This window comes from Desulfuromonas sp. KJ2020, from assembly GCF_024197615.1.
Taxonomy (GTDB): domain Bacteria; phylum Desulfobacterota; class Desulfuromonadia; order Desulfuromonadales; family SZUA-540; genus SZUA-540.
On record NZ_JAKUKE010000001.1, the window covers coordinates 422,833 to 442,771 of the forward strand.

Annotated in this window: 18 protein-coding genes; 3 read left to right on the plus strand and 15 right to left on the minus strand. The window is 61.7% G+C overall.

Annotation, left to right across the window (positions count from 1 at the left end):
• Window positions 1-27: 27 nt before the first annotated feature.
• The 4 genes from MJO47_RS01905 to MJO47_RS01920 all read right to left on the minus strand — a co-directional run bounded on the left by MJO47_RS01905 (window position 28) and on the right by MJO47_RS01920 (window position 6,645).
• The gene (locus MJO47_RS01905; protein ID WP_253959428.1) at window positions 28-3,135 is read right to left on the minus strand and encodes an efflux RND transporter permease subunit; all 3,108 of its coding nucleotides are present in this window, start codon (window positions 3,133-3,135) and stop codon (window positions 28-30) included.
• Window positions 3,136-3,147: 12 nt separating this feature from the next.
• Window positions 3,148-4,704 carry an efflux RND transporter periplasmic adaptor subunit gene (locus tag MJO47_RS01910; RefSeq protein WP_253959429.1) on the minus strand — a complete coding sequence of 519 codons (1,557 nt, stop codon included), beginning with the start codon at window positions 4,702-4,704 and terminating at the stop codon, window positions 3,148-3,150.
• Window positions 4,704-6,083 carry a TolC family protein gene (locus MJO47_RS01915; protein ID WP_253959430.1) on the minus strand — a complete coding sequence of 460 codons (1,380 nt, stop codon included), beginning with the start codon at window positions 6,081-6,083 and terminating at the stop codon, window positions 4,704-4,706. The genes MJO47_RS01910 and MJO47_RS01915 overlap by 1 nt, the downstream gene beginning before the upstream one ends.
• A gap of 109 nt (window positions 6,084-6,192) precedes the next feature.
• Window positions 6,193-6,645: a hypothetical protein gene (locus tag MJO47_RS01920; RefSeq protein WP_253959431.1), complete on the minus strand. Its 453-nt coding sequence runs from the start codon at window positions 6,643-6,645 to the stop codon at window positions 6,193-6,195.
• Between the two features lie 126 nt (window positions 6,646-6,771).
• Here MJO47_RS01920 and MJO47_RS01925 point away from each other — a divergent pair, with 126 nt between their 5' ends.
• Window positions 6,772-7,689, plus strand: a complete 918-nt coding sequence (locus tag MJO47_RS01925) for a pirin family protein (protein WP_253959432.1) — start codon at window positions 6,772-6,774, stop codon at window positions 7,687-7,689.
• 18 nt (window positions 7,690-7,707) lie between these two features.
• On the opposite strand, the gene MJO47_RS01930 is transcribed toward MJO47_RS01925, so the two are convergent.
• The 3 genes from MJO47_RS01930 to nifV form a co-directional block, all read right to left on the minus strand.
• On the minus strand, window positions 7,708-8,271 hold the full coding sequence (locus MJO47_RS01930) for an ANTAR domain-containing response regulator (protein WP_155877249.1): 564 nt from the start codon (window positions 8,269-8,271) through the stop codon (window positions 7,708-7,710).
• Between the two features lie 66 nt (window positions 8,272-8,337).
• Window positions 8,338-9,156 carry a GNAT family N-acetyltransferase gene (locus MJO47_RS01935; RefSeq protein ID WP_253959433.1) on the minus strand — a complete coding sequence of 273 codons (819 nt, stop codon included), beginning with the start codon at window positions 9,154-9,156 and terminating at the stop codon, window positions 8,338-8,340.
• 1 nt (window position 9,157) lies between these two features.
• On the minus strand, window positions 9,158-10,306 hold the full coding sequence (gene nifV, locus MJO47_RS01940) for a homocitrate synthase (protein WP_253959434.1): 1,149 nt from the start codon (window positions 10,304-10,306) through the stop codon (window positions 9,158-9,160).
• Between the two features lie 449 nt (window positions 10,307-10,755).
• Here nifV and nifE point away from each other — a divergent pair, with 449 nt between their 5' ends.
• Window positions 10,756-12,108 (plus strand): nitrogenase iron-molybdenum cofactor biosynthesis protein NifE, encoded by a 1,353-nt coding sequence (nifE, locus tag MJO47_RS01945; RefSeq protein ID WP_253959435.1) that lies wholly within the window; start codon window positions 10,756-10,758, stop codon window positions 12,106-12,108.
• On the plus strand, window positions 12,096-13,382 hold the full coding sequence (nifN, locus tag MJO47_RS01950) for a nitrogenase iron-molybdenum cofactor biosynthesis protein NifN (protein WP_253959436.1): 1,287 nt from the start codon (window positions 12,096-12,098) through the stop codon (window positions 13,380-13,382). The genes nifE and nifN overlap by 13 nt, the downstream gene beginning before the upstream one ends.
• A 46-nt stretch (window positions 13,383-13,428) precedes the next feature.
• On the opposite strand, the gene modC is transcribed toward nifN, so the two are convergent.
• The 8 genes from modC to nifK all read right to left on the minus strand — a co-directional run bounded on the left by modC (window position 13,429) and on the right by nifK (window position 19,880).
• Window positions 13,429-14,484, minus strand: coding sequence for a molybdenum ABC transporter ATP-binding protein (gene modC, locus MJO47_RS01955; RefSeq protein ID WP_253959437.1), 1,056 nt, complete (start codon window positions 14,482-14,484; stop codon window positions 13,429-13,431).
• Window positions 14,481-15,176, minus strand: coding sequence for a molybdate ABC transporter permease subunit (gene modB, locus MJO47_RS01960; protein ID WP_253959438.1), 696 nt, complete (start codon window positions 15,174-15,176; stop codon window positions 14,481-14,483). Before modB ends, modC begins: the two co-directional genes overlap by 4 nt.
• Window positions 15,177-15,190: 14 nt before the next feature.
• Complete coding sequence (gene modA / locus MJO47_RS01965) at window positions 15,191-15,943, minus strand: molybdate ABC transporter substrate-binding protein (protein ID WP_253959439.1); 753 nt, start codon at window positions 15,941-15,943, stop codon at window positions 15,191-15,193.
• A gap of 8 nt (window positions 15,944-15,951) precedes the next feature.
• Window positions 15,952-16,827 (minus strand): radical SAM protein, encoded by an 876-nt coding sequence (locus MJO47_RS01970; protein ID WP_253959440.1) that lies wholly within the window; start codon window positions 16,825-16,827, stop codon window positions 15,952-15,954.
• Between the two features lie 310 nt (window positions 16,828-17,137).
• On the minus strand, window positions 17,138-17,509 hold the full coding sequence (locus tag MJO47_RS01975; protein ID WP_253959441.1) for a NifB/NifX family molybdenum-iron cluster-binding protein: 372 nt from the start codon (window positions 17,507-17,509) through the stop codon (window positions 17,138-17,140).
• Between the two features lie 81 nt (window positions 17,510-17,590).
• Window positions 17,591-17,860 carry a ferredoxin III, nif-specific gene (gene fdxB / locus MJO47_RS01980; RefSeq protein ID WP_253959442.1) on the minus strand — a complete coding sequence of 90 codons (270 nt, stop codon included), beginning with the start codon at window positions 17,858-17,860 and terminating at the stop codon, window positions 17,591-17,593.
• 49 nt (window positions 17,861-17,909) lie between these two features.
• Entirely contained in the window at window positions 17,910-18,347 is a 438-nt protein-coding gene (gene nifX / locus MJO47_RS01985) for a nitrogen fixation protein NifX (RefSeq protein WP_305882385.1), read from the minus strand.
• Window positions 18,348-18,416: 69 nt separating this feature from the next.
• Window positions 18,417-19,880, minus strand: a complete 1,464-nt coding sequence (gene nifK / locus MJO47_RS01990; protein WP_253959443.1) for a nitrogenase molybdenum-iron protein subunit beta — start codon at window positions 19,878-19,880, stop codon at window positions 18,417-18,419.
• Window positions 19,881-19,939 lie beyond the last annotated feature (59 nt).

Genomic DNA, 19,939 nt, shown 5'->3' on the forward strand with positions numbered 1-19,939 from the left:
CGTTTTTGCCGTTTGGGGAAAAGAACGTCAGGCGGTCGTTTTCTCCTCCTTTGGCTGTCGGTTACCGACCAGCAGATAGAGACAGGGTAGCACGAAGAGGGTCAGCAGGGTTGAGGTGAGGACACCACCAATGACCACGGTGGCCAAAGGGCGCTGCACTTCGGCGCCGACCCCAATGGAGAGGGCCATCGGGAGGAAACCGACAGCATCGGTAACGGCCGTAGCCAGCACCGGCACCAAGCGCTGCCTGGCCGCCCCGGTGACCGCTTCGAACAGCGGCAGACCGTCGGCCAGAAGGTTCCGGATGGCCGACACCAGCACCTGGCCGTTGAGCACGGCGATACCCGACAGGGCGATAAAGCCGATGGCGGCGCTGACACTGAAGGGGATGCCGCGCAAGTGGAGAGCGACGATGCCCCCTACCGCCGCCAACGGGATGCCGGTGTAGATGATGAGCACATCGCGCAGGCGCTTCAGGCTGAAATAGAGGAGCACGAAGATCAGCAGCAGGGTCAGGGGCACCACCAGCATCAGGCGTTTCTGGGAGCGCTCCAGGTTTTCGAACTGCCCCCCCCATTCGATCATGGTGCCTTCCGGCAGCAAAACGCCCTCGGCGATTTTGGCCTTGGCCTCATCGACAAAGGAAGCGATATCCCGGTCCCGCACATTGACCTGCACTTTGATCAGCCGGCGTCCCCACTCGCGGTTGATGGTCGAGGGCCGCTCGACCTCCCGCACTTCAGCCAGAGCGCCGAGGGGGAGGACCGCGCCGGTGCGGGTGGGGATCAGGGTATTCTCCAGCGCTTTCACATCATGGCGCTGCGCATCGGGCAAGCGCAGCACCAGCGGGAAGGAGCGCTCCCCTTCGAAAACTTCACCCACCCGGGGGGTGCCGACGGCGGCGATGATGTCGAGAACATCGCGGGCGGCCACCCCGTAACGGGACAAGGTCTCACGGTCGACGGCAATCTGCAGGGTCGGCTGGCCGGTGATCTGCTCCACGGCCACGTCGGCAGCGCCCTGGACATCAAGCAGCAGATGTTCGACCTGCTCGCCCAGGGATACCAGGGTGTCGAAATTTTCCCCGTAGATCTTGATCCCCACATCGCCGCGGATGCCCGAGAGCATCTCGTTGACCCGCAGTTCAATGGGCTGGGTCAGCACCGAGCGGATGCCAGGCAGACCGTGCAGGGCCTCTTCCACCCGGGCGGCCAGCTCAGCCTGGCTGTCGGCCCGAGTCCATTGCCGGCGCGGATGCAGCGTCATGAAAATGTCCGTGAGCTCCGTGCCCATGGGGTCCGTAGCGACCTCGGCGCTGCCCAGTCGGCTCCAGATGTGACGGATTTCATCGGGAAAAGTCTTGAGCAGCAGCTTCTCCATCTCCGTGTTGTAGGCAATGGATTCATCGACGGATACGCCCGCCAACCGCACCACGCTGACCACCAGCGAGCCTTCGGACAGGCGAGGCAGAAATTCGCCGCCCAGACGGGTGGCCAGCAGGATGGAGGCGACCAGCACCACCGCGACCGCGGCCAAAAAGGCCCGGCGCCAGCGCAACACCATCTCCAGTAAAGCGCCGTAGCGGCTTTTGAGCCAGCCATCAACTTTGCGCTCCTCAACCCGCAGCTGCTTGGGCATGAACTGGAAGGAGAGGACGGGCGAAAGGAAGATGGCTACCACCAGGGCGCCAAGCAGAGCGAAGATGAAGGTCCAGGCCATGGGCTTGAACATCTTCCCTTCGATCCCCTCCAGGGTCAGCACGGGCAGAAAAACAAGTACGATAATACCCAGGCCGAAGACGATGGGGCGCACGACTTCCTGGCTGGAAGCCAGGATGGCATCGAACCGCTCCGCCGGGGTGAGTTGCCGACCCAGCTGCATCTGGCGTTCAGTCAAGCGCCGCAGGTTGGCTTCGGTCATGACCACCGAGCCATCCACCAGAATGCCGAAATCGATGGCGCCCAGCGACAGCAGGCTGGCGGCGATCCCCATCTCCTGCATGCCGAAGGCGGCAAAGAGCATGGCCATGGGAATGGTAGCCGCCACCAGCAGCCCGGCCCGCAGGTTGCCGAGCAGCAGGAAGAGCACGGCGATGACCAGCAGGGCGCCGGCCGCCAGATTGTGTTTGACGGTGTCAATGACCTGGTCGACCAGCTCGGTGCGGTCGTAGACCGTTTCGAGGATGACGTCGTCGGGCAGGGCCTTCTTCACCCGTTCCAGGGCCAGCTTCAGGTCGCTGGTCACCTCGCGGCTGTTCTCGCCCATGAGCATGAAACCGAGGCCGAGGACCACCTCGCCCTTGCCCGCAGCCGAAACGGCACCACGGCGCAGTTCATGGCCGATGGCCACCTCGGCCACATCGCCGACCTTGACGGCGGCGCCCTGATAGGCGGTGATGACGATGCCGGCGATCTCGTCGACCGTGGCGACCCGGCCCAGGCCATGCACCAGCAGGGTCTGGCCGCCGGTGACCACCTGGCCGCCCCCCACGTTGGCGTTGTTATCGCGCAGGGCGGTGGCGACATCGCCGTAGGTCAGGTTGTATTTGATGAGGGCGTCGGGAGAAACGATGACGTGGTACTGCTTCTCCAGGCCGCCCCAGGAGTTGACTTCCGCCACCCCTGGCACCTTGCGCAGCTCCGGCTTGACGACCCAGTCGTGCAGGGTGCGCAGCTCGTCGAGGGTTCGCTCCGGATGGTCGGAGCGCAGGACATAGTGAAAGACCTCCCCCAACCCGGTGGAAATGGGCCCCAGCTCGGGACGTTCGATCCCTTCCGGTAGCGAGACGCTGGCCAGCCGTTCCATGATGAGCTGGCGGGAATCGAGAATCGGCATCTCGTCTTCAAAAATGGCCACGACCTGCGAGAGGCCGAATTTGGAAATGGATCGGACATGCACCAGCCCCGGCAGGCCGGAGACGGCCAGCTCCACGGGCTGGGAAATCTGCATTTCGATTTCTTCCGGCCCCAGGGCCGGGGCGGTGGTGTTGATCTGCACCTGCACCGGGGTGGTGTCGGGAAAAGCATCGACGGGCAGGCGCAGCAGAGACCAGAGGCCGGCGGCAAAGGCCAGCACAAAACAGAGGACGACGACCAGGCGATTGCGCAGGGCCGCCGCGATGAGTTTTTCCAGCATGGGAACCCCTTTCTAGTGATCGGCGCAGGACGCGCCTAGGCGCGCCTTGAGAACCTCGGATTTGAGGGCGAAACCCTGCCTCGACACCACCTGCTCATCCACCTGCAGACCGGCGGCGACCACGACCAGACCGCTTTGCTGCGCCCCCGTGGCAATGCGGCGCAGCTCGAACAGGTCGGCATCCTCCTGAATGAACACATAGGGGAAACCGTCGATGTGCTGCACAGCCTCGGCGGGAATGGTCAGATTCAGGCCTTCGGCCCCTTCGAGCAGGCGGACGTTGCCATACATACCGGCCTTGAGGCGATGGTCGGGATTGGGCACTTCGGCCAGAGCAGTCAGGGTGCGACTGCGCTCATCCACCTGGGCTCCCACCTGAAAGAGTCGACCGCTGAACACCACGCCGGGCAGACCGTCGAAACGAGCCTGCACGGCGGCACCGGGCTGGGCCTGGGCGATACGGGCCTCGGGAATGGCGAGTTCGATCCACAAAGTATCGAGGTCAGCCACCGTGAAGAGGGGGCTGCCGGCCTGGATGTTTTCCCCGGCCGCCGTGCGCACCTCGGTCACCACCCCGTTAAAGGGAGCCCGTAGGGCCAGAGTTGTGCTGGCCTCCGGCGACTGCATCAGGCGGTCGATGTCGCGGGTGGAAAGACCGAATTGCCGCAGCTGCTGACGATGCTGTTCACTGAGACTCTGCAGCACCCGGTACTCGGCTTCGGCCTGCTGAAATTCCTGGCGGGAGGTGATGCCGCGCTCCAGCAGATCCTTTTCCCGCAGATAGACGGCCTCGGCCTGGGCCAGCCGGGCCAGCGAGCCGGAAAGCTCGGCCTGCAGGCGGGCGACCTCCGCCATGGCGACCTCGGCCAAAACCTCCCCTTTGGCCACGGCGCTGCCCGGCTGCACGGGGACGCGCAGAACCACTCCCGTCGCCAACGGGGCAATGGTGGCCAGCTTCGTGCGATTGAAGACCGTCCGGCCGGGAACTTCTACCCCGGCCGCCAGGGAAATCTGCTGGGGGCTGATCAAGCGGATGCCGGCTTTGGCCGCCGCCTCCAGAGTCCCCAGACGAACCTTCATGCCCTCTCCCGGTTGCAGTTCAGCCAGATGGCTGCCCTGACAGAGGGCACATTCGGACTCGATCACCTGGTGTTCGGGGCAGAGTTCGTCGCCGGAACCATGATTGTGCCCGGCATGACTGTCCACCGGCTCACGGCCGTGGTTATGGCCGGCGTGGGGATCGACGGCTTTGGCCTGGCCATGGTCATGGCCGGCATGGTCATCCACAGCCTCCTTCACATGTTCGTCATGGTCGTCGTGTTCAGCGTGGTCGTCGTGTTCACCATGATTCTCATGGTCATCGCAAGCCTGGCCGGCATCGCTGATCAGGGGCATGGCCTCGAGCGCCGGTTGACCATGGGAGCCTTCTTCAGCATGGTCATGGTCGGCATGAGAGTTGGCGTGGTCTTCGGCGGCGATGGCGCTGGGCGGCAGCTCGCCCCCCTTGAACAGCAGCAGACCGCCAAGCAGGGCCAGGGGCAACAAGAAAATATAAGGACGTTTATTCATCACTGACCTCTCTGGTTTGATACGGAGGTTAAGGTTTGGTCTTCATTGGCGGACAAGGGTTGACCGAGCTGATTCTCCAGCTCAGCCCAGGCCTGATGATAGGTTTCCAGACTGTCGATATAACGGCTGCGGGTCTGAAAGAGACTCTGTTCGGCCTCCAGAACCTCGAGAAATCCAAATTTGCCGGCCTTGTAGCCATAGGTGATCGCCTCAAAGCTCCGCTGCACCGCCGGCAGCAGGGTCAGGCGCAGCATCTCGGCTTCGGCCTGCGCCGCCAGCAGCCGCTGGTGAAGCGCACCCAATCCGGTCCGCAGCGCCATGCGCACCTCACGAGCCTGGGCCGCAGCCTGGGCCTGACGGGAGCGCGCCGCGCCGACGGCCCCCTGTTGACGGTCAAAAAGGGGCAAACTGAAGGCGACACCAGCTACCAGCGCTTGGTCGCCGCTCTCCTCCATCTGCTTGGCGCCCAGGCTCAGGGTCAAGTCAGGAAGACGGCTGGCCATGGCCAGTTCCAGGTCGCGCCCGGCCCGCTGCCCGGCAAGACGTTGCCGCAGCACCGCCGGGCTCTGGTCTATTGCGGCCTCGATATCAGTCCAGTCGGGCAATGGCGGCATCTGCGCAAGGTCGACGTCAATGGCCACTTCCTCCACCACATAGGTGTCGTCGCCCCACAGAACCCGCAGCGCCATCCAGGCGGCCGCCTCTTCCTGCCGGGCCTGGACCTGGCGCAGCTGGGTTTCGGCAACCAGCGATTCCATCCGCACCCGCTCGATTGCAGCCGATTTACCGGCGGCGATGCGGTCGTCAACGGCCGCGAGCAGCTGAAGAGCGAGTCCATGCTGCTCAGCCGCCAGCGCCTGCCGCTGTTGGGCCGCGGCCACGGCGACAAAGCGCCGGGTCGCCTCCGCCACCACTTCGGCCCGGGCCGCGGCATAGTCGCCCTCGGCCAGGGCGACAGCCGTGTGCCCCAAGGCTTGGCGGCCCGCTCTTTTCCCGCCCAGTTCCACCTGTTGACTGAGCATGAGGGTCGTTTCGGCCCGCTGCGTACCGGAAAACTCGCCGCTGCCGGCGAAATCCTCCATCTCGATGGCGAGTTCCGGGTTGGCCCACAACCCCGCCTGTCGCAGCTCTTGCTGCCGGACCTGAATTTCTTCGGAAAAGATCGCCAGGCGGGGATGGCTTTGCAGGGCCTTGGCCACCGCCGTCGCCAGGGTCAGCGCTTCGGGGACATCGGATTCACGGCCGACGGTTTCCTGAATGGATAGTGGTGTCTGGCCGGAAGCCTGGACGGCGGCATCAGCCCCCCAGGCAATGGGGGCGATACCGATAAGGCCCAGCCCAAGCGCAGCACCGAAAGCAACCAGAGCCTTTTTGGGCATGGTTGAACCTCCGTATTTTATTGTTGTTCTCACGATTTAAAGAAGGACGGACGAATCCCACAGGTTTCCGGGGAAACCGGGGGCACCGAGACTGAGCGGAAGGGGTGGTTTAATTCAGGAGGACAACGGTACGATGGATGAGGATGGTCTGACTGAGGCGTGGTGGTGGATGAGCCAACAGATCGTTGGTGAGTATCTGGATAAAAACAGGAGCGGCAGCGCGTGCCGCCGGGACAGGCAACCCGGTCAGGGCAAGATCATCCGGCTGCTGCTGACGGGAGGAGGTCGCTTCAAGCGTGGCGGGAATGTCCAGGCAGGGGCCACAATGGCTGTCCGAATCAAAATGGTTGGCCTCGTCTTCGCGATGCTCGGCATGATGATCAGGGCCAGTCTGTAGCTGACGCTTTTCCGTACCGCAGGCACTGGTGCCGGCATATTCCAAAGCGGCACGGCCATCCTTGCTCAGGCACCAGACATAACCCTGCACACTGGTTTGCCCCGTCAGCAACAAGACCAGCAGGCAGACCAGGGTCAGCAGATATCGGGAAGGAGACGTTTTCATTAAATCGGATGATAACCGATGACCAGATTAAAATGCAACCACCCACCAAAGGATTTTGATCATCCCCTGCTTTTTTGCGCTAAACTTGCAGAGCTGGCCACCATTACCGCATCAGGAGGATTTGTCATGAGCGATCTGATTTTTGAAGAGAGCCGCTGCAAAGAACACCTTGAACACCCCGGCGCCGCTATCCGTCTGCTGCTGGAGCCCAAAGACAAGGACCTTGGCGGTTTCACGGTCCGCCGCCTGCTGCCGACCGCCGATCTGCGCTCCGTCGGCCCTTTTATCTTTTTCGACCATCTCGGCCCGGCGGTTTTTGCACCCGGCCAGGGTCTCGACGTGCGCCCCCACCCTCATATCGGCCTGGCCACCATCACCACTGTCTTTGAGGGCGAGATCCTGCACCGCGACAGCCTGGGCCACGTCCAGCCTATCCGTCCCCATCAGATCAACTGGATGACCGCCGGCAAGGGCATCGCCCATTCGGAGCGAACCCCGCCAGAGCTGCGCCGGCATGGGCACACCCTGCATCTTCTGCAGCTGTGGATTGCTCTGCCCGAAGCCGACGAAGAGACGGAACCTTTTTTCACCCATTATGGCGAAGAGGCCCTGCCGGTGCTCGAAGACGGTCGAAAGTCGGTACGGATACTGATCGGCGAAGCCTTCGGCGCCCGCTCGGCGGTCAAGACCCATTCACCGACCCTCTACCTGGACGTGAAGCTGTCCAAAGGAGAGCGGTTCACCCTTCCCGACGGAGTCGATGAACGGGCGGCCTACCTGATTGAGGGGGAGATTGCTGTGGCCGGCTGCACCGTCCCCCGCCACCATCTGGCCGTGTTTGACCGCACGGCCGGTATCGAGGTAACCGCCCACCAGGACAGTCATTTCGTGATCGTCGGCGGCACCCCCCTGGGACGACGGACCATGTGGTGGAATCTCGTCGCCAGCCGCAAGGAGCTCATTGAAAAGACCAAGCAGGCCTGGCGGGATGGTACCTTTCCCCAGGTGCCGGGCGAGACGGAGTTCATCCCGCTGCCCGAGTGAGCAGAGCCTTTTTACGAATCATCCCTCCATCAGCAGGATGGCCTCGGCGACCTCCTTGAGGCTCTTGCGCTTATCCATGGCGATCTTCTGCAGCTTGCGGTAGGCCTCGGCCTCGTTCATCCCCTTGGCCATGAGTACGCCTTTGGCCTTGTCCACCTGTTTGCGCGTCTCCAGGGTCTCCTTGAGCTTATGCACCTCGTCCTTCAGGGTGGACACTTCCACAAAATGGTGAATGGCCAGATCGACGGCGGCATAGACCTGTTCGGCCCGCAGGGGTTTGAGAACATAATTCATCACCCCGGCCCGGCGGGCGCGCTCGATCGTCGCGACATCGGCGGTGGCCGTCAGCAGCACCACGGGGATCGACCGAATCTTGCCTATTCTTTCGGCAGCCGTGATGCCATCCATAACGGGCATGGACACGTCCATCACGATGAGGAGGGGATTTTTTACCCGGGCCAGGTCGAGGGCCTGACTGCCGTTTTCCGCCTCGACAATCTCATCAAAGCCGTAGTCGGCCAGGATTTCCGCCACCTGGCGACGCAGCATCGGTTCGTCATCAACGACCAGAGCACATTTCATAAGCGTGGCACCTCCTTGGGAATTGCTTTTCCGTTAATCTTTCAAATGCATTAACAATGCCTAAGTCTACCCCAGACTCCCCAGACTGGCCAGAGACACAAGGTGGCGGCCTAATTCAGCGGGGCATTCTCCCTTGACCATAAGGGCCGTTGACCCGCAAGGACGAAAACCGGCCCGGCTGAGCAGCGGCGACAGGCCACTTTCGGCCAGAAGATCGGTAAAGAGCGGGGCAGCGCCTTGGACCGCGTCCAGAGCCAGCCGCAGGAGCCGGCCGTTTTCCTCCAGGCGACGGCTGGCCGAATACCAGGGCCCCAGAATCTGCATATCCTCACCCTCCTGCACATGGAGACAGGAGAGGCCGGCAACAAAAGTCTGGCCCCGCGCCGACAGGAAGGACAGCAGAGGACTTCGGGCTTCCTCCCAGGCCAGGGCGTCTAGCTGGTACAGCGCCTCGCGACCATCGTGGTCAAAGGGCGGAAGGCCATTCCGCCTGGGCTCCGGGTCGTGCCGCCAGCGCTCGATGGTGCCGATGGCGCGGAATCCGCGCTTCTCATAGAGGGGCCGGCCCAGCGCAGAGGCGGTCAGGATAATAGACGCTGAACCGCTCTGCTCCAGGTGTCCAACGGCAAAGTCGAACAGCCTGCCCCCGGTGCCCTTGCCTCTTTCTTCCGGGGCCAGAATGAGGTTCCCTATCCAGCCGCTGCGAGGATGAGCGGCCGTGGTGACGAAGCCTCGGCAGACGCCACCCTCGAGCAGGGCGAAGGCGCCGCCGCGCAGGGGACCGGCAAACAGGTCGATTTCGAGGCGGGGGACCTGCCAGCCTTCCTCCTTGGCCAGGGTCAGAAAAACCGGCCAATCGGTGGTGGTGGCGGAGCGGATCTCCATTTCAGGCCACGGCCTGGCACGAGGGCCAGAGAGAAAGCAGCTCATGGTCGCTCAAGGGACGTTTGCGCTGCTGACTCAGTTGACGAACACTGGGCAGCAGACTGTCCGCCTGCTGTCGCGTGGCACGGATGCCCAGCTCCTGCAGGCGGTGAACGAGCCCCTGACTCCCCGAATGCTTGCCGAGGACCAGGTAGCGTGACAGTCCCACCTCAGCCGGATCGAAGCCTTCATAGTTGCAGGGATTTTTAATGACGCCGTCGGCGTGGAGCCCTGATTCATGGGAGAAGACCCGCTCACCGACCACGGCCTTCCATTCCGGTACGGGCCGATGGCTGGCCTGCCCGACAAACCGACTGATCTCCACAAAACGGCGGGTGTCCATGTGCAGATCGATGCCGTTGGCGTGCTTAAGAGCCATGACCACCTCTTCCAGAGCGGCATTGCCGGCGCGTTCGCCAAGCCCATTCACCGTGGTGTTGACGAAGCGGGCGCCGGCCCTGATCCCGGCCAGAGCGTTGGCGGTGGCCATGCCGAGATCGTTATGGGTATGGATCTCGAGATCAAGGTCGACCCGTTCCCGCAGGAACCGGATCTTCTCGTAGGTGGAGAACGGGTCGAGAAGACCCAACGTATCGCAGAAGCGGAAGCGGTCCGCCCCCATGGCGCGTCCGATCTCCATCAGTTCGACCACAAAGTCAAGGTCGGCCCGGCTGGCATCTTCGCCGCCGATGGACACATACAGGCCATGCGCCTTGGCGAAGCCGAGGGCCGTCTTCAGCTGTTCTTTCACCCAGTCCCGACTTTTAGCCAGCTTGTGCCGTATGTGGATATCGGATACGGACAGGGACAGATCAACGGCCTGCACCCCGGTGGCCAATGAGGCCTCGATGTCGCTGATCAGGGCACGGTTCCAGGTGATCAGGCGGGCGCCAAGACCAAGCTCGACCAGGGCTCTCACGTCGGCCTGCTCTTCTTTCCCCATGGCGGGAATGCCGCACTCCAGTTCTCCCACGCCGATTTCATCCAGCATGCGGGCGATGCGAATTTTCTCCTGCCGCGAGAAAACCACCCCGGCGGTCTGTTCCCCGTCGCGCAGCGTGGTGTCGTCGATGATGACCTCTCTGTGCTGGATATCCGTTTCAACCGTCATGGCCGGCTCCTTCCACAAAAAAAGCCCCGGGAAGCCTGTGGCCGTCCCGGGGCGTCGTTGCCCGTTTCCAGCGTCCTCGCCGGAGGGTGAGTTCACCATAGTTTTAAGCACAGGCTGTGCCATAAACAAATACGAGCCTAAAACGCCTTGAGCCGGCCAGCACGGGGAAAACGGTTCCTGATGACAGGTCATCTCCCGGCCTCAAATGATCAAAAAAGAGGCATCCGAAACGCCCAGTGCCCTTGAATCAAGCGGGTCGACCTTAAGAATGGGGGTCATTGCAGGCCGTAGGGGGCCCTTCCGGGCTGGCCGAAGTCTTGCAGAGGTTTTTCAGCATAGCGCTGTCAAGCGCCTTGCCCGCCAAGGCTGACGGGGCAGAAAAGTTCCATCTCAACGAGGCGACGGGACTGATTTTAATCTGAACTCGCTGTTTCAGAAAGGATCAGACTGTGGCCACCAAACCGAAGATCAAAGAGCTGCTCGAAGAGAGCGCCTGTTCCCACCACAAAACCAAAAAGACCTCCTGCAATGCCCCCACCCCCGGGGCAACCACGGGTGGCTGTGCTTTCGAAGGGGCCCAGATTTCCCTCTTCCCCTATGCCGATGCCGCCCATCTGGTGCATGGGCCGATCACCTGCCTGGCGGCATCCTGGGAAACCCGCGCCACTAAAACCAGCCATACCGGGCGGGATTTCACCCAAATGGGCTTCACCACTGACATCGCCAACACGGACGTCGTCTTCGGCGGCGAGCAGAAGCTGCTCAACGCCATCGATTACATCCTGCAACACTACTCCCCCGAAGCGATTTTCGTGTACGCCACCTGCGTCACAGCCCTCATCGGCGACGATATCGACGCGGTGTGCCGGCAGGCGGCGGAGAAATATGGTCTTCCGGTGGTGCCCGTGCACGCTCCTGGTTTCGTGGGGAGCAAGAACCTTGGCAGCCGTCTGGGGGGAGAAGCGGCGCTGATGCACCTGATCGGCACCCTGGAGCCGGAGTTCACCACCCCCTTCGACATCAACCTGATCGGCGAGTACAACGTCACCGGCGACATGTGGCAGTACTCGCACCTGCTCGACGAGCTGGGCATCCGCATCCTCTCTACCCTGAGTGGCGACGGGCGGGTCCGCGCCATCCGCAGCGCCCATCGGGCCAGGCTCAACGTGATCGTCTGCGCCAAGTCCCTGATCTCTTTGACCCGCAAGATGGAAGAGAAGTACGGTATCCCCCATATTTCCCTCTCTTTCTATGGCAAGCGTGACACCAGCGCGGGACTGCTGGCCATCGCCGAGGCTCTCGGCGACGCCGACCTGATTGAACGAACCAAACGACTTATTGTCCGCGAAGAGGCCGCCCTCGAAGAAAAACTCGCTCCCTACCGCGCGTTGTTTCGCGGTAAGAAAGCGGTGCTCAACACCGGAGGAAACAAAACCTGGTCCATTGCTGCGGCCCTGCAGGATCTGGGCATCGAGGTGGTGGCCACCGCAGTGAAGAAGGCGACCGAGGCGGACCGGGAGAAGGCGCGCGAGGTCCTCGGCGAAAAGGGGGTGCTGATGATGAATCCGGGCGCGGAGCAGGCCAGGATCATTGAGGAGCGGGGAGCACACCTGCTGCTGGCCGGAGGCCGCAGTCTTTACACCGCCATCAAGAAAGGGATCGCCTTCGCCGACGTCAACCAGGAGAAGAAAAAGAGCTATGGCGGCTACAACGGTCTGCTCAATCTGGCCGAAGATCTGAAGAACGCGCTGGAAAATCCCGTCTTTAAAAACGTTGCCAAGAGGGCCCCATGGGAGAAATAAGTCATCGAAACACCAAACCGCTGCAGGTCAATCCCTTCAAGCTGTCGCAGCCGATGGGGGCGACCCTCGCTTTTCTGGGAGTGGACAGGTGCATGCCCCTGATGCACGGCGCCATGGGCTGCACCTCCTTCACCAAGGTCTACACCACCCGCCATTTCTGCGAGCCCATCGCCATCCAGACGACAGCCGTCACCGACATTACCGCGATTCTCGACGGCGGCGACACCAGCATCGTCGAATCGGTCAAGAATATCACCGCCAAGGTCAGCCCCAGCCTCATCGGCCTGCACAGCACCGGTCTCACCGAAACCAAGGGGGACGATCTGCGCGCCGTCGCCGCCCAGGTTGACTTTCCCCTGGTTTACGTCAACACCCCCGACTACGAAGGCGGGCTGGAGAGCGGTTGGGCCCTGGCCACCCGGGCGCTGATCGAACAGCTGGTCGAGCCGACCGAAGCCATCGACGACGACAAGGTGGTGCTGCTCCCCCACGTCAGCCTGACCCCCATCGAGGTGGAAAAGATCAAGGAATTCATCGCCGCTTTCGGCTACGACGTCCTGGCGCTACCTGACCTGTCGACCTCCCTTGACGGCCATCTGGGAGAAAAGCAGGCAGCTCTCTCAAGCGGCGGCATCGGAGTTGAGCAGATTCGTACCCTGGGAGACGCCGGGCTCGTCGTGAGTGTCGGCGACTCCATGCGGGCCTGCGCGGAGGCGTTGCAAAAGAAAAACCCCTTCATGCGTCATCGACACTTCTCCCATCTCAGTGGACTGGAGGGAACTGATGCCCTGGCGGCCTGGCTGCTCGCCGAGACAGGCCGGGAGTGTCCGCCCGAAGCTATCGTCCGCTGGCGCCGACGCCTGCAGGACGCTATGCTCGATGGCCATTTCTCCCTCGGTCAGACCCGCGTGCTGGCTCTCGGCGAACCGGATCACCTGACCGGTCTCTGTCACTCGCTGCTTGAAGCAGGAGCAAAAGTCACCGTCGCCATCAGTACGGTGGCTTCGCCCCAGTTGGAGAGAATCCAGGGGCGGCGGGTGCTGGTCGGTGACCTGGAGGATGCCGAGAACCTGTGTGACGAATACGACCTCATCGTCGGCAACGGCCACTGCGAGGCGCTGGCGCACCGACTGCACAAAGCCCTGGTGCTGCGAGGATTTCCCAATTGGGAAGAGGTAGGCAATCCGCTAAAACAGGATGTGCTGTATGAAGGCGGCGCCTACTTTCTGTGCGAGTGCGCCAACACCGCGGAGAAACTGCGGGGGCATGGTTAAGCGGGAAAAGCGGAACACACCAATACTGTTTGGTGGCAGTCTGCCGTCAATAAAGCGGCCGAAAGGCCGACGCCTTCACAATCGCATAAATTTCCGATCCCTCCTTGATTTCCAGTTCCCTGACCGCCTCGCGCACCAGTTGCGAAACGAGGGGGCGACCGCCGCAATCCAGTTCGACACCGATACGGTTGCCGCTCTCGAAAATCCGCCCAACTCGGCACGGCAGCAGATTACGAGCGCTGCTCGCCTCGGGCCGGCCTTTGAAAAGAGTGACATCCTTGGAGGATAACTGGAAGAGGGCCGATTCCCGGGAGGCACGCTCGGTGAGAATCAGCCGTTGTCCGCCCCAGTCGTAAGCCCAGAGATCATCCACCGGCCGGGGACGTTCCAGGGTCAGCAGGTTGATGTAGCCTGCCTGCCGGCTCCCCATCAGGCTTCGAGCCAACTCCTCCGCTGAAGACTGGGAGAGCAGCCGTCCACCGTCGAAGAGCAGGACGTCATCGGTCATCAGGCGCATTTCGTTGAGGGAATGGCTGATAAAGATCAGGGGGATGCCGAATTCATCGAAAACCGCCTTGAGATAAGGAATGATCTGGTACTTGCTGCCGGCATCAAGTCCGGTCAGGGGCTCGTCCATGAGAATCAGGCGCGGGCAGGAGAGTACCGCCCGCCCCAGCGCGACCCGCCGCCGTTCCCCACCGGAGAGGGTGGTGACGTCGCGCTCCAGCAGGGGGCCGAGGCCCAGCACCTCGCCAAGGGCTTCGGGTGAGATACGGCGGTCACGGCGGGGAATGCGTTTATAGCCATAGAGAAGATTGCGGCGCACGTTCAAGTGCGGAAAGAGATGAGCGTGCTGGAATACCACAGCGAGGCGCCGCCGCTCCGGCGGGACCATCAGCTTGCGCCCCCCGTCATAGAGGGTTTCCCCGTCGAGGCGGATCAGGCCGGCGTCGGGGCGAATCAAACCGGCCAGCATTCCCATCAGGGTCGATTTACCACTCCCCGACTTGCCATAGACGCCGAGGCGCTGACCTTCCACGGCAAAGCCGGCCGAAAAGCGAAAATCCCCCAGACGTTTTTCCAGCGCGACTTCCAGTTTCATGAGGACTTCTCCTTCCCGGCGCGCCGCCGGCCGACCAGGCGTTCGTTCCCTAGCAGCACGACCAGGGAAAGGGCAATGGCAACCAGACAGAGGGTCAAGGCCTGAGCATCCCCACCGGGAACGGCGGTGTAGTCGTAGATGGCCAGTGGGATGGTCCGGGTCGAGCCGGCGATGTTGCCGGCGATCATGATGGTAGCGCCAAATTCGCCAAGCCCGCGTGCGAACATCAGCGTCGCGCCGGCCAGCATCGAGCGCCAGGAGAGGGGCAGAATCATGGTGAAAAGCAGATCGTGCCAGGGGGCGCCGAGGGTCCGTGCTGCCGCGAGCAGGTCCTTGTCGATGTTCTCCATGCCGATGCGCAGCGACCGCACCAGCAGGGGGAAGCCGACCACCAGGGCCGCCAGCACCGCCGCTTTCCAGGTGAAGATAACCCGGATGCCGAGAGTATTGAGCAGCCCGCCAAGCCAACTGTCCTGCCCCAGCAACAACAGTAGCAGATAACCGACGACTACCGGCGGCAGCACCAGCGGCAGATTGACCAGCCCCTCCAGCAGCGCCTTGCCCGGCAGGCGGGTGAAGACCAGCACGGCGGCCACGGCAAAGCCCGCCGGCAGGGCCAGCAGGGTCGCCAAGGTCGCCACCTGGGCCGAAAGCCAGATGGCCTGATAATCGTTGCCGGTCAATTCAAACATCGGACCCTCTCCGGTCAGTGGCCTTTCGCTGTCACCAGGAAGCCATGCCGCGCCAGGATTTGTCGGGCTGTTTCTCCCTGGAGAAAATTGAAGAAGGCCCCGGCCGCCGCACTTTCCCGTCCGCTCAGGGTCAGTGCCATGGGATAGTTCACCGGAGTATGCAAATCCCCGGGGATTTCATAGAGAATCTGCGTCTTTTGAGCGAGACGGGCGTCGGTGCGATAGACCAGGGCCGCGTCGACTTCGCCGCGCTCGGCGAGGACCACTGCCTGACCGACATCCTTAACCGGCACCAGGTGCTTTCGCAGGGCCTCATAGAGACCAGCGGTCGTGAGGGCCTGCTCGGCATACTCGCCGGCCGGGCCACTTTTCGGGTTGACCAGGGCGATGCGCTCCAGCTTCAAAAGATCGTCCAGTCCGGTCAGGGCGGCCGGAGCGCGGCCGATGACCACCAGCTGATTACCGGCCAGAACAGCGGCAGCCTGGTCGAGCAGCCCCTTTTCCCCCAGATAGTCGAGCCATTTTCCATTAGCCGAAACGAAGAGATCAACGGGGGCTCCCTGCTCGATCTGTCGGGCCAGGGTACCGGAAGCGCCAAAATTGCTCGCAAAGCGGACCGCGTCAGCTTCCAATGCGTACTCTTCGGTCAATGCCCCCATGACCTCGCGCAGGCTCGCGGCCACCGACAGCCGCACCTCGGCGGCCATGGCGGTGGAGCCAAGCAGGAGCCATCCCAGCAACCAGACCAGCATGAGAGTTCTCATCATCACCTCCTTCAAACAACTTGGGCGTGCAGGGCTTCCAGATTGATGTCCCGTCCTACCACCCCGGCGGCATCGGCGCGGCACTGCTTGCAGTGGCGGGCCTGGGAGAGGATCAGCTCGGCCTGGTTGCGGACCATCTCCATAACCGCTTCCGAAGGGGGCTCGATTTCCCGGAAGAGCCCGATGGGAATCACGGGAAGAATGTTCATCATGCTTGCCCCAAGCTCCCTCACCTTGACGGCCAGCTCCAGGGTTTCGTGGTCATTGACGCCCGGGATGTACACGTGGTTGATCTTGACCATCAGCCCGGCCCTGGCCGCCATCTCCACCCCCTTGAACTGCTGCTTGAGGAGGATTTTCGCGGCCTCTTCGCCGCTGAGGCGCTGACCGTCGATCCGGATCCATTCATACACCTTGGCGCCGGTTTCAGGGGTCAGGGCATTGATGGTGACGGTTAGACTGTGGATGTCGACCTCAAGGAGCTTATCCAGCATCTCGGGCAGGCGCAGACCGTTGGTTGACAGGCACAGGGTCATCTCGGGGAAGGCTTCCCGTACCAGTGTGAACGTTTCAAAGGTCTTGGGATTGGCCAGCGGATCGCCAGGGCCGGCAATGCCGACTACCTTGAGCTGAGCCCCTCCGGCTTTCTCCATATGGGCCTTGACCAGGCGTACCCTCTCAACGCCCTGCGCCGGGGTGAGCACCCTGCTGGTGACACCGGGGCGGCTTTCATTGGCACAGTCGAACTTGCGCTCGCAGAATCCACACTTGATATTGCAGCCGGGAGCGACGGGGAGGTGAATCCGGCCGGCCTTGCTGTGGTCACCGCCGAAGCAGGGGTGGTCGGACTGGACTTTGGCTTTCATCATCGGGCATTGCTTGGCCATAACGGGTCTCCTTGGCTGGGGACGCAAAAAGAGCGCTCCCTGTTGTTGGTAAGCGCCCTTGCTGATTCCACAGCATAAAAAAGCCCCGAGGTTGATACCCCGAGGCTTCATTGCCGAGAGAGAAAATCCGGTACGTCCTTGTACCTGTAAATTGATTTCATCCATAGAGTTGCGAATTGCATGCCAAGCTGTGGGGTGCCTAAAGCAGGGGGTAGGGAGTCTCAGCTCGGTTCTTCCTGCCCATACCAGAGGCAATAATGACAAAAAGCGATCGCTTTTTGTGCAGCAGCAAGGGTTATTCCTTTTAAGCTCAGCTGGAACACCCGGATGAACGACAATGACAATGATTGTCGGCATGCAACGCCGAGCAGATGGCCTCCTCGATCGGTCCGGAGGCGCTGAGGTGGCGGATTCCAGCCTTTTCCAGTTCCTGACGGGGATAATCGCCGATCTGTGCCGTTACCATCAGGGCGCAGCCATCCAGCGCGGCCAGGATGCCTGCCATGCGGCTGTGACTGAAGACATGATCAGGGTCCGCGGAGCAGAACTTGACCACCGGCACCTCGGAGATCTTGGTTGGTGAAGCACAGGATTCCCCGATTTCATAAATGTGAAATTTTTCCGCGTGACCGAAGTGTTGGTCGACTTCGGTTCCGCTTTTGGATGCTACCGCAATACGCATTTCAACCTCCTGAGTTCTACCGGAGTGAGGTCTTCCGGCACCTTGTCCGGAAGACCCGGGAAAACCCCTGTACAGTGATTCCTAAACGTCCATGGTCGTAAAAGTGAAACACTTTTTGGGACAGGTGACGCCGCAACCGGCACAGCCGATACAATTGTCGGAATTGACGATGGTCATGACCATACGGGTAGAGTCCGTCTCTTCGTCCACAAAGTCCTCAGGACCCAGCACCTTGCGGGAGCAGGCCTTGAAGCAACGGCCGCAGCCGATGCATTTTTCGGGGTCGATCGTTTCGGCGAAGGTTGGCGTCCAGTCCTTGCCCCCCCGGGTTTTACCGGTCAGCAATGCCATGGTGAATCTCCTTTATTGGGGAATGGTGTTTTCCTGAATGGATCCGGTCTCAAGCCAGCCCGGGACGCTCGCCCTTGAGCATAGCCTTCTGGAGCCAGGGTGGCGGGCTGCCACGCAGAACCTCCTGCAGTTTTTCCACGACCGCGGTGATGGCCTCCTGGTCTTTGCTTTTGATCGGATGAATTTTTTTGGCAACGAGCCGGGCCGCAGCGGGCCCGCCGATCTCCGCCACATAGACCAACGCGCAGTCTGAAAGCCCTGAACAGCGCGCTTCGATGCGGTCGGCTTCATCAGCGCCTTCGGTCTTGACCTTCACCACCCCACTGAACTCAGCCGCATCAGGACCGACTTCCCAGATGGTGAACTGCTCGGCGCGACCAAAGTGTTCATTTACGTAAACCTTGTCGGTACTGGCGAATGCTACTTTCATAGTCAATCCTTCCCGGCCCGGTCGACCGACGATGACAAATCTGCTGGTGCGAATCATAGGGATTCTCCCGTAGGGGCGTAATCCATCATGCCCTGGGCGCCACGAATTGCGCCCTTACTATTTTGGCTACCGCATCATCTCGAACCACTGGTCCTCGCAGGTCTCGTCTTTGATTTCAAGGAATTTATTGGCGATCATCGTCAGCATGCAGATCGCGCCATTGTAGCCGATCACCGGGGTGCGGTGCAGGTTGACGCGGTCGATGATGGGGAAGCCGATACGGAAGAGGGGAATCCCGGCGTCACGTGCCGCCCACTTGGCGTGGGTGTCGCCGATGATGCCGTCGACCGGATCGGTGACCAGCAGGGAACGCATGTGCCAGAGATCCTTGTTGATGTAGCAGGTGCAGCCTTCGCCGAACGGTGACGAGGCGAGCAGCGCGTCCATCTCCTTCTGGAACTTTTTGGTAGCCCGTGAGCAGAGCACGTGCCAGGGGCGGGCGCCCATCTCGAGCAGGAAGCTGACGATGCCGATCAGATAGTCGGGATCACCAGCCACGGCGAACTTTCGGCCATGCAGGTACTGGTGGGCGTCAGTCATGGCATCGACCGCCAGGGCGCGCTCCTTTTTGAGCACCTCCGGAATTGGCTTGTCAAACAGGGCGCTCAGCTTGAGCAACAGCTCGTCGGTCTTTTTGATGCCGAAGGGCATCGGCAGCACGGCTTTCTCGCCAGTGTACTCGGATTCGATCCATTTCATGGTGTTGACCGTTGCGTACTTCTGGAAGGAAATGGTCGCCTTGCCGTTGATCGACTCGGCGGCATCTTCAAGCTTGGTGCCGCCAGGGTAGAGCTTGTACTCGCCGTCGCAGCCCGAATCGAAGACATCGGAGACATCGGCGAGCATGGTGTAAGGGATCCCCATCAGCTCGCAGATCCGCTTATACTCACGCAGGTTGCCGACGTTGCCGTCGAAACCGGGGATGATGTTGAGTTTGCCGGTACACTTGCCCTCGACGCTCTTCCCCTCGGTGAGGGTCTGCAGAATACTCAGCAGCATCGCGTCGTAACCGTGGATGTGGGTGCCGTTGAAGCTCGGGGTGTTAGCGTAGGGGGTCGGCACCTCTTCCGGCAGGTGCCCCTGCAGCTTGGCGTTCTTGATAAAGGCAGTCAGGTCGTCGCCGATGACCTCTGGCATGCAGGTGGTATAGATGGGGATCATCTTCGGCTTGTAAAGGGCGTAGGCGTTCGCCAGGCCCTCAAACAGGTTGTTCTGGCCGCCAAACACGGCGCCGTCCTCGGTCATGGCGTCACAGGTCGCCGCCGCCGGTTCGCGGTAGTGGCGGGAAAAAGTGCTGCGGAAGTAGGAAGCACAGCCCTGGGAGCCGTGCACGAACGGCAGGGCGCCCTCGAAGCCGGTCGCCACCATCTGGGCGCCGAGTGGCTGGCAGGCATGGGCCGGATTGACTACCAGGGCGGTGCGGGCAAAGTTCTTCTCTTTATACTCTTCCGAATTGATCCATTCCTTGACCCGGTCGATCTCTGACTCTGGGGTCTCGGTCACAAACTTTATGGCAGTTTCTGCGCTCATGGCATAAATCTCCTGTATAACGGGGTGACTGTAGGGGCGCAATTCATTGCGCCCTTTGT

Excerpts from the sequence above, each read along its gene's own strand:
- MJO47_RS01905 (WP_253959428.1), bottom strand. The coding sequence starts at position 3,135 with ATGCTGGAAAAACTCATCGCGGCGGCCCTGCGCAATCGCCTGGTCGTC.
- MJO47_RS01910 (WP_253959429.1), bottom strand. The coding sequence starts at position 4,704 with ATGAATAAACGTCCTTATATTTTCTTGTTGCCCCTGGCCCTGCTTGGC.
- MJO47_RS01915 (WP_253959430.1), bottom strand. The coding sequence starts at position 6,083 with ATGCCCAAAAAGGCTCTGGTTGCTTTCGGTGCTGCGCTTGGGCTGGGC.
- MJO47_RS01920 (WP_253959431.1), bottom strand. The coding sequence starts at position 6,645 with ATGAAAACGTCTCCTTCCCGATATCTGCTGACCCTGGTCTGCCTGCTG.
- MJO47_RS01925 (WP_253959432.1), top strand. The coding sequence starts at position 6,772 with ATGAGCGATCTGATTTTTGAAGAGAGCCGCTGCAAAGAACACCTTGAA.
- MJO47_RS01930 (WP_155877249.1), bottom strand. The coding sequence starts at position 8,271 with ATGAAATGTGCTCTGGTCGTTGATGACGAACCGATGCTGCGTCGCCAG.
- MJO47_RS01935 (WP_253959433.1), bottom strand. The coding sequence starts at position 9,156 with ATGGAGATCCGCTCCGCCACCACCACCGATTGGCCGGTTTTTCTGACC.
- nifV (WP_253959434.1), bottom strand. The coding sequence starts at position 10,306 with ATGACGGTTGAAACGGATATCCAGCACAGAGAGGTCATCATCGACGAC.
- nifN (WP_253959436.1), top strand. The coding sequence starts at position 12,096 with ATGGGAGAAATAAGTCATCGAAACACCAAACCGCTGCAGGTCAATCCC.
- modC (WP_253959437.1), bottom strand. The coding sequence starts at position 14,484 with ATGAAACTGGAAGTCGCGCTGGAAAAACGTCTGGGGGATTTTCGCTTT.
- modB (WP_253959438.1), bottom strand. The coding sequence starts at position 15,176 with ATGTTTGAATTGACCGGCAACGATTATCAGGCCATCTGGCTTTCGGCC.
- modA (WP_253959439.1), bottom strand. The coding sequence starts at position 15,943 with ATGATGAGAACTCTCATGCTGGTCTGGTTGCTGGGATGGCTCCTGCTT.
- MJO47_RS01970 (WP_253959440.1), bottom strand. The coding sequence starts at position 16,827 with ATGGCCAAGCAATGCCCGATGATGAAAGCCAAAGTCCAGTCCGACCAC.
- MJO47_RS01975 (WP_253959441.1), bottom strand. The coding sequence starts at position 17,509 with ATGCGTATTGCGGTAGCATCCAAAAGCGGAACCGAAGTCGACCAACAC.
- fdxB (WP_253959442.1), bottom strand. The coding sequence starts at position 17,860 with ATGGCATTGCTGACCGGTAAAACCCGGGGGGGCAAGGACTGGACGCCA.
- nifX (WP_305882385.1), bottom strand. The coding sequence starts at position 18,347 with ATGATTCGCACCAGCAGATTTGTCATCGTCGGTCGACCGGGCCGGGAA.
- nifK (WP_253959443.1), bottom strand. The coding sequence starts at position 19,880 with ATGAGCGCAGAAACTGCCATAAAGTTTGTGACCGAGACCCCAGAGTCA.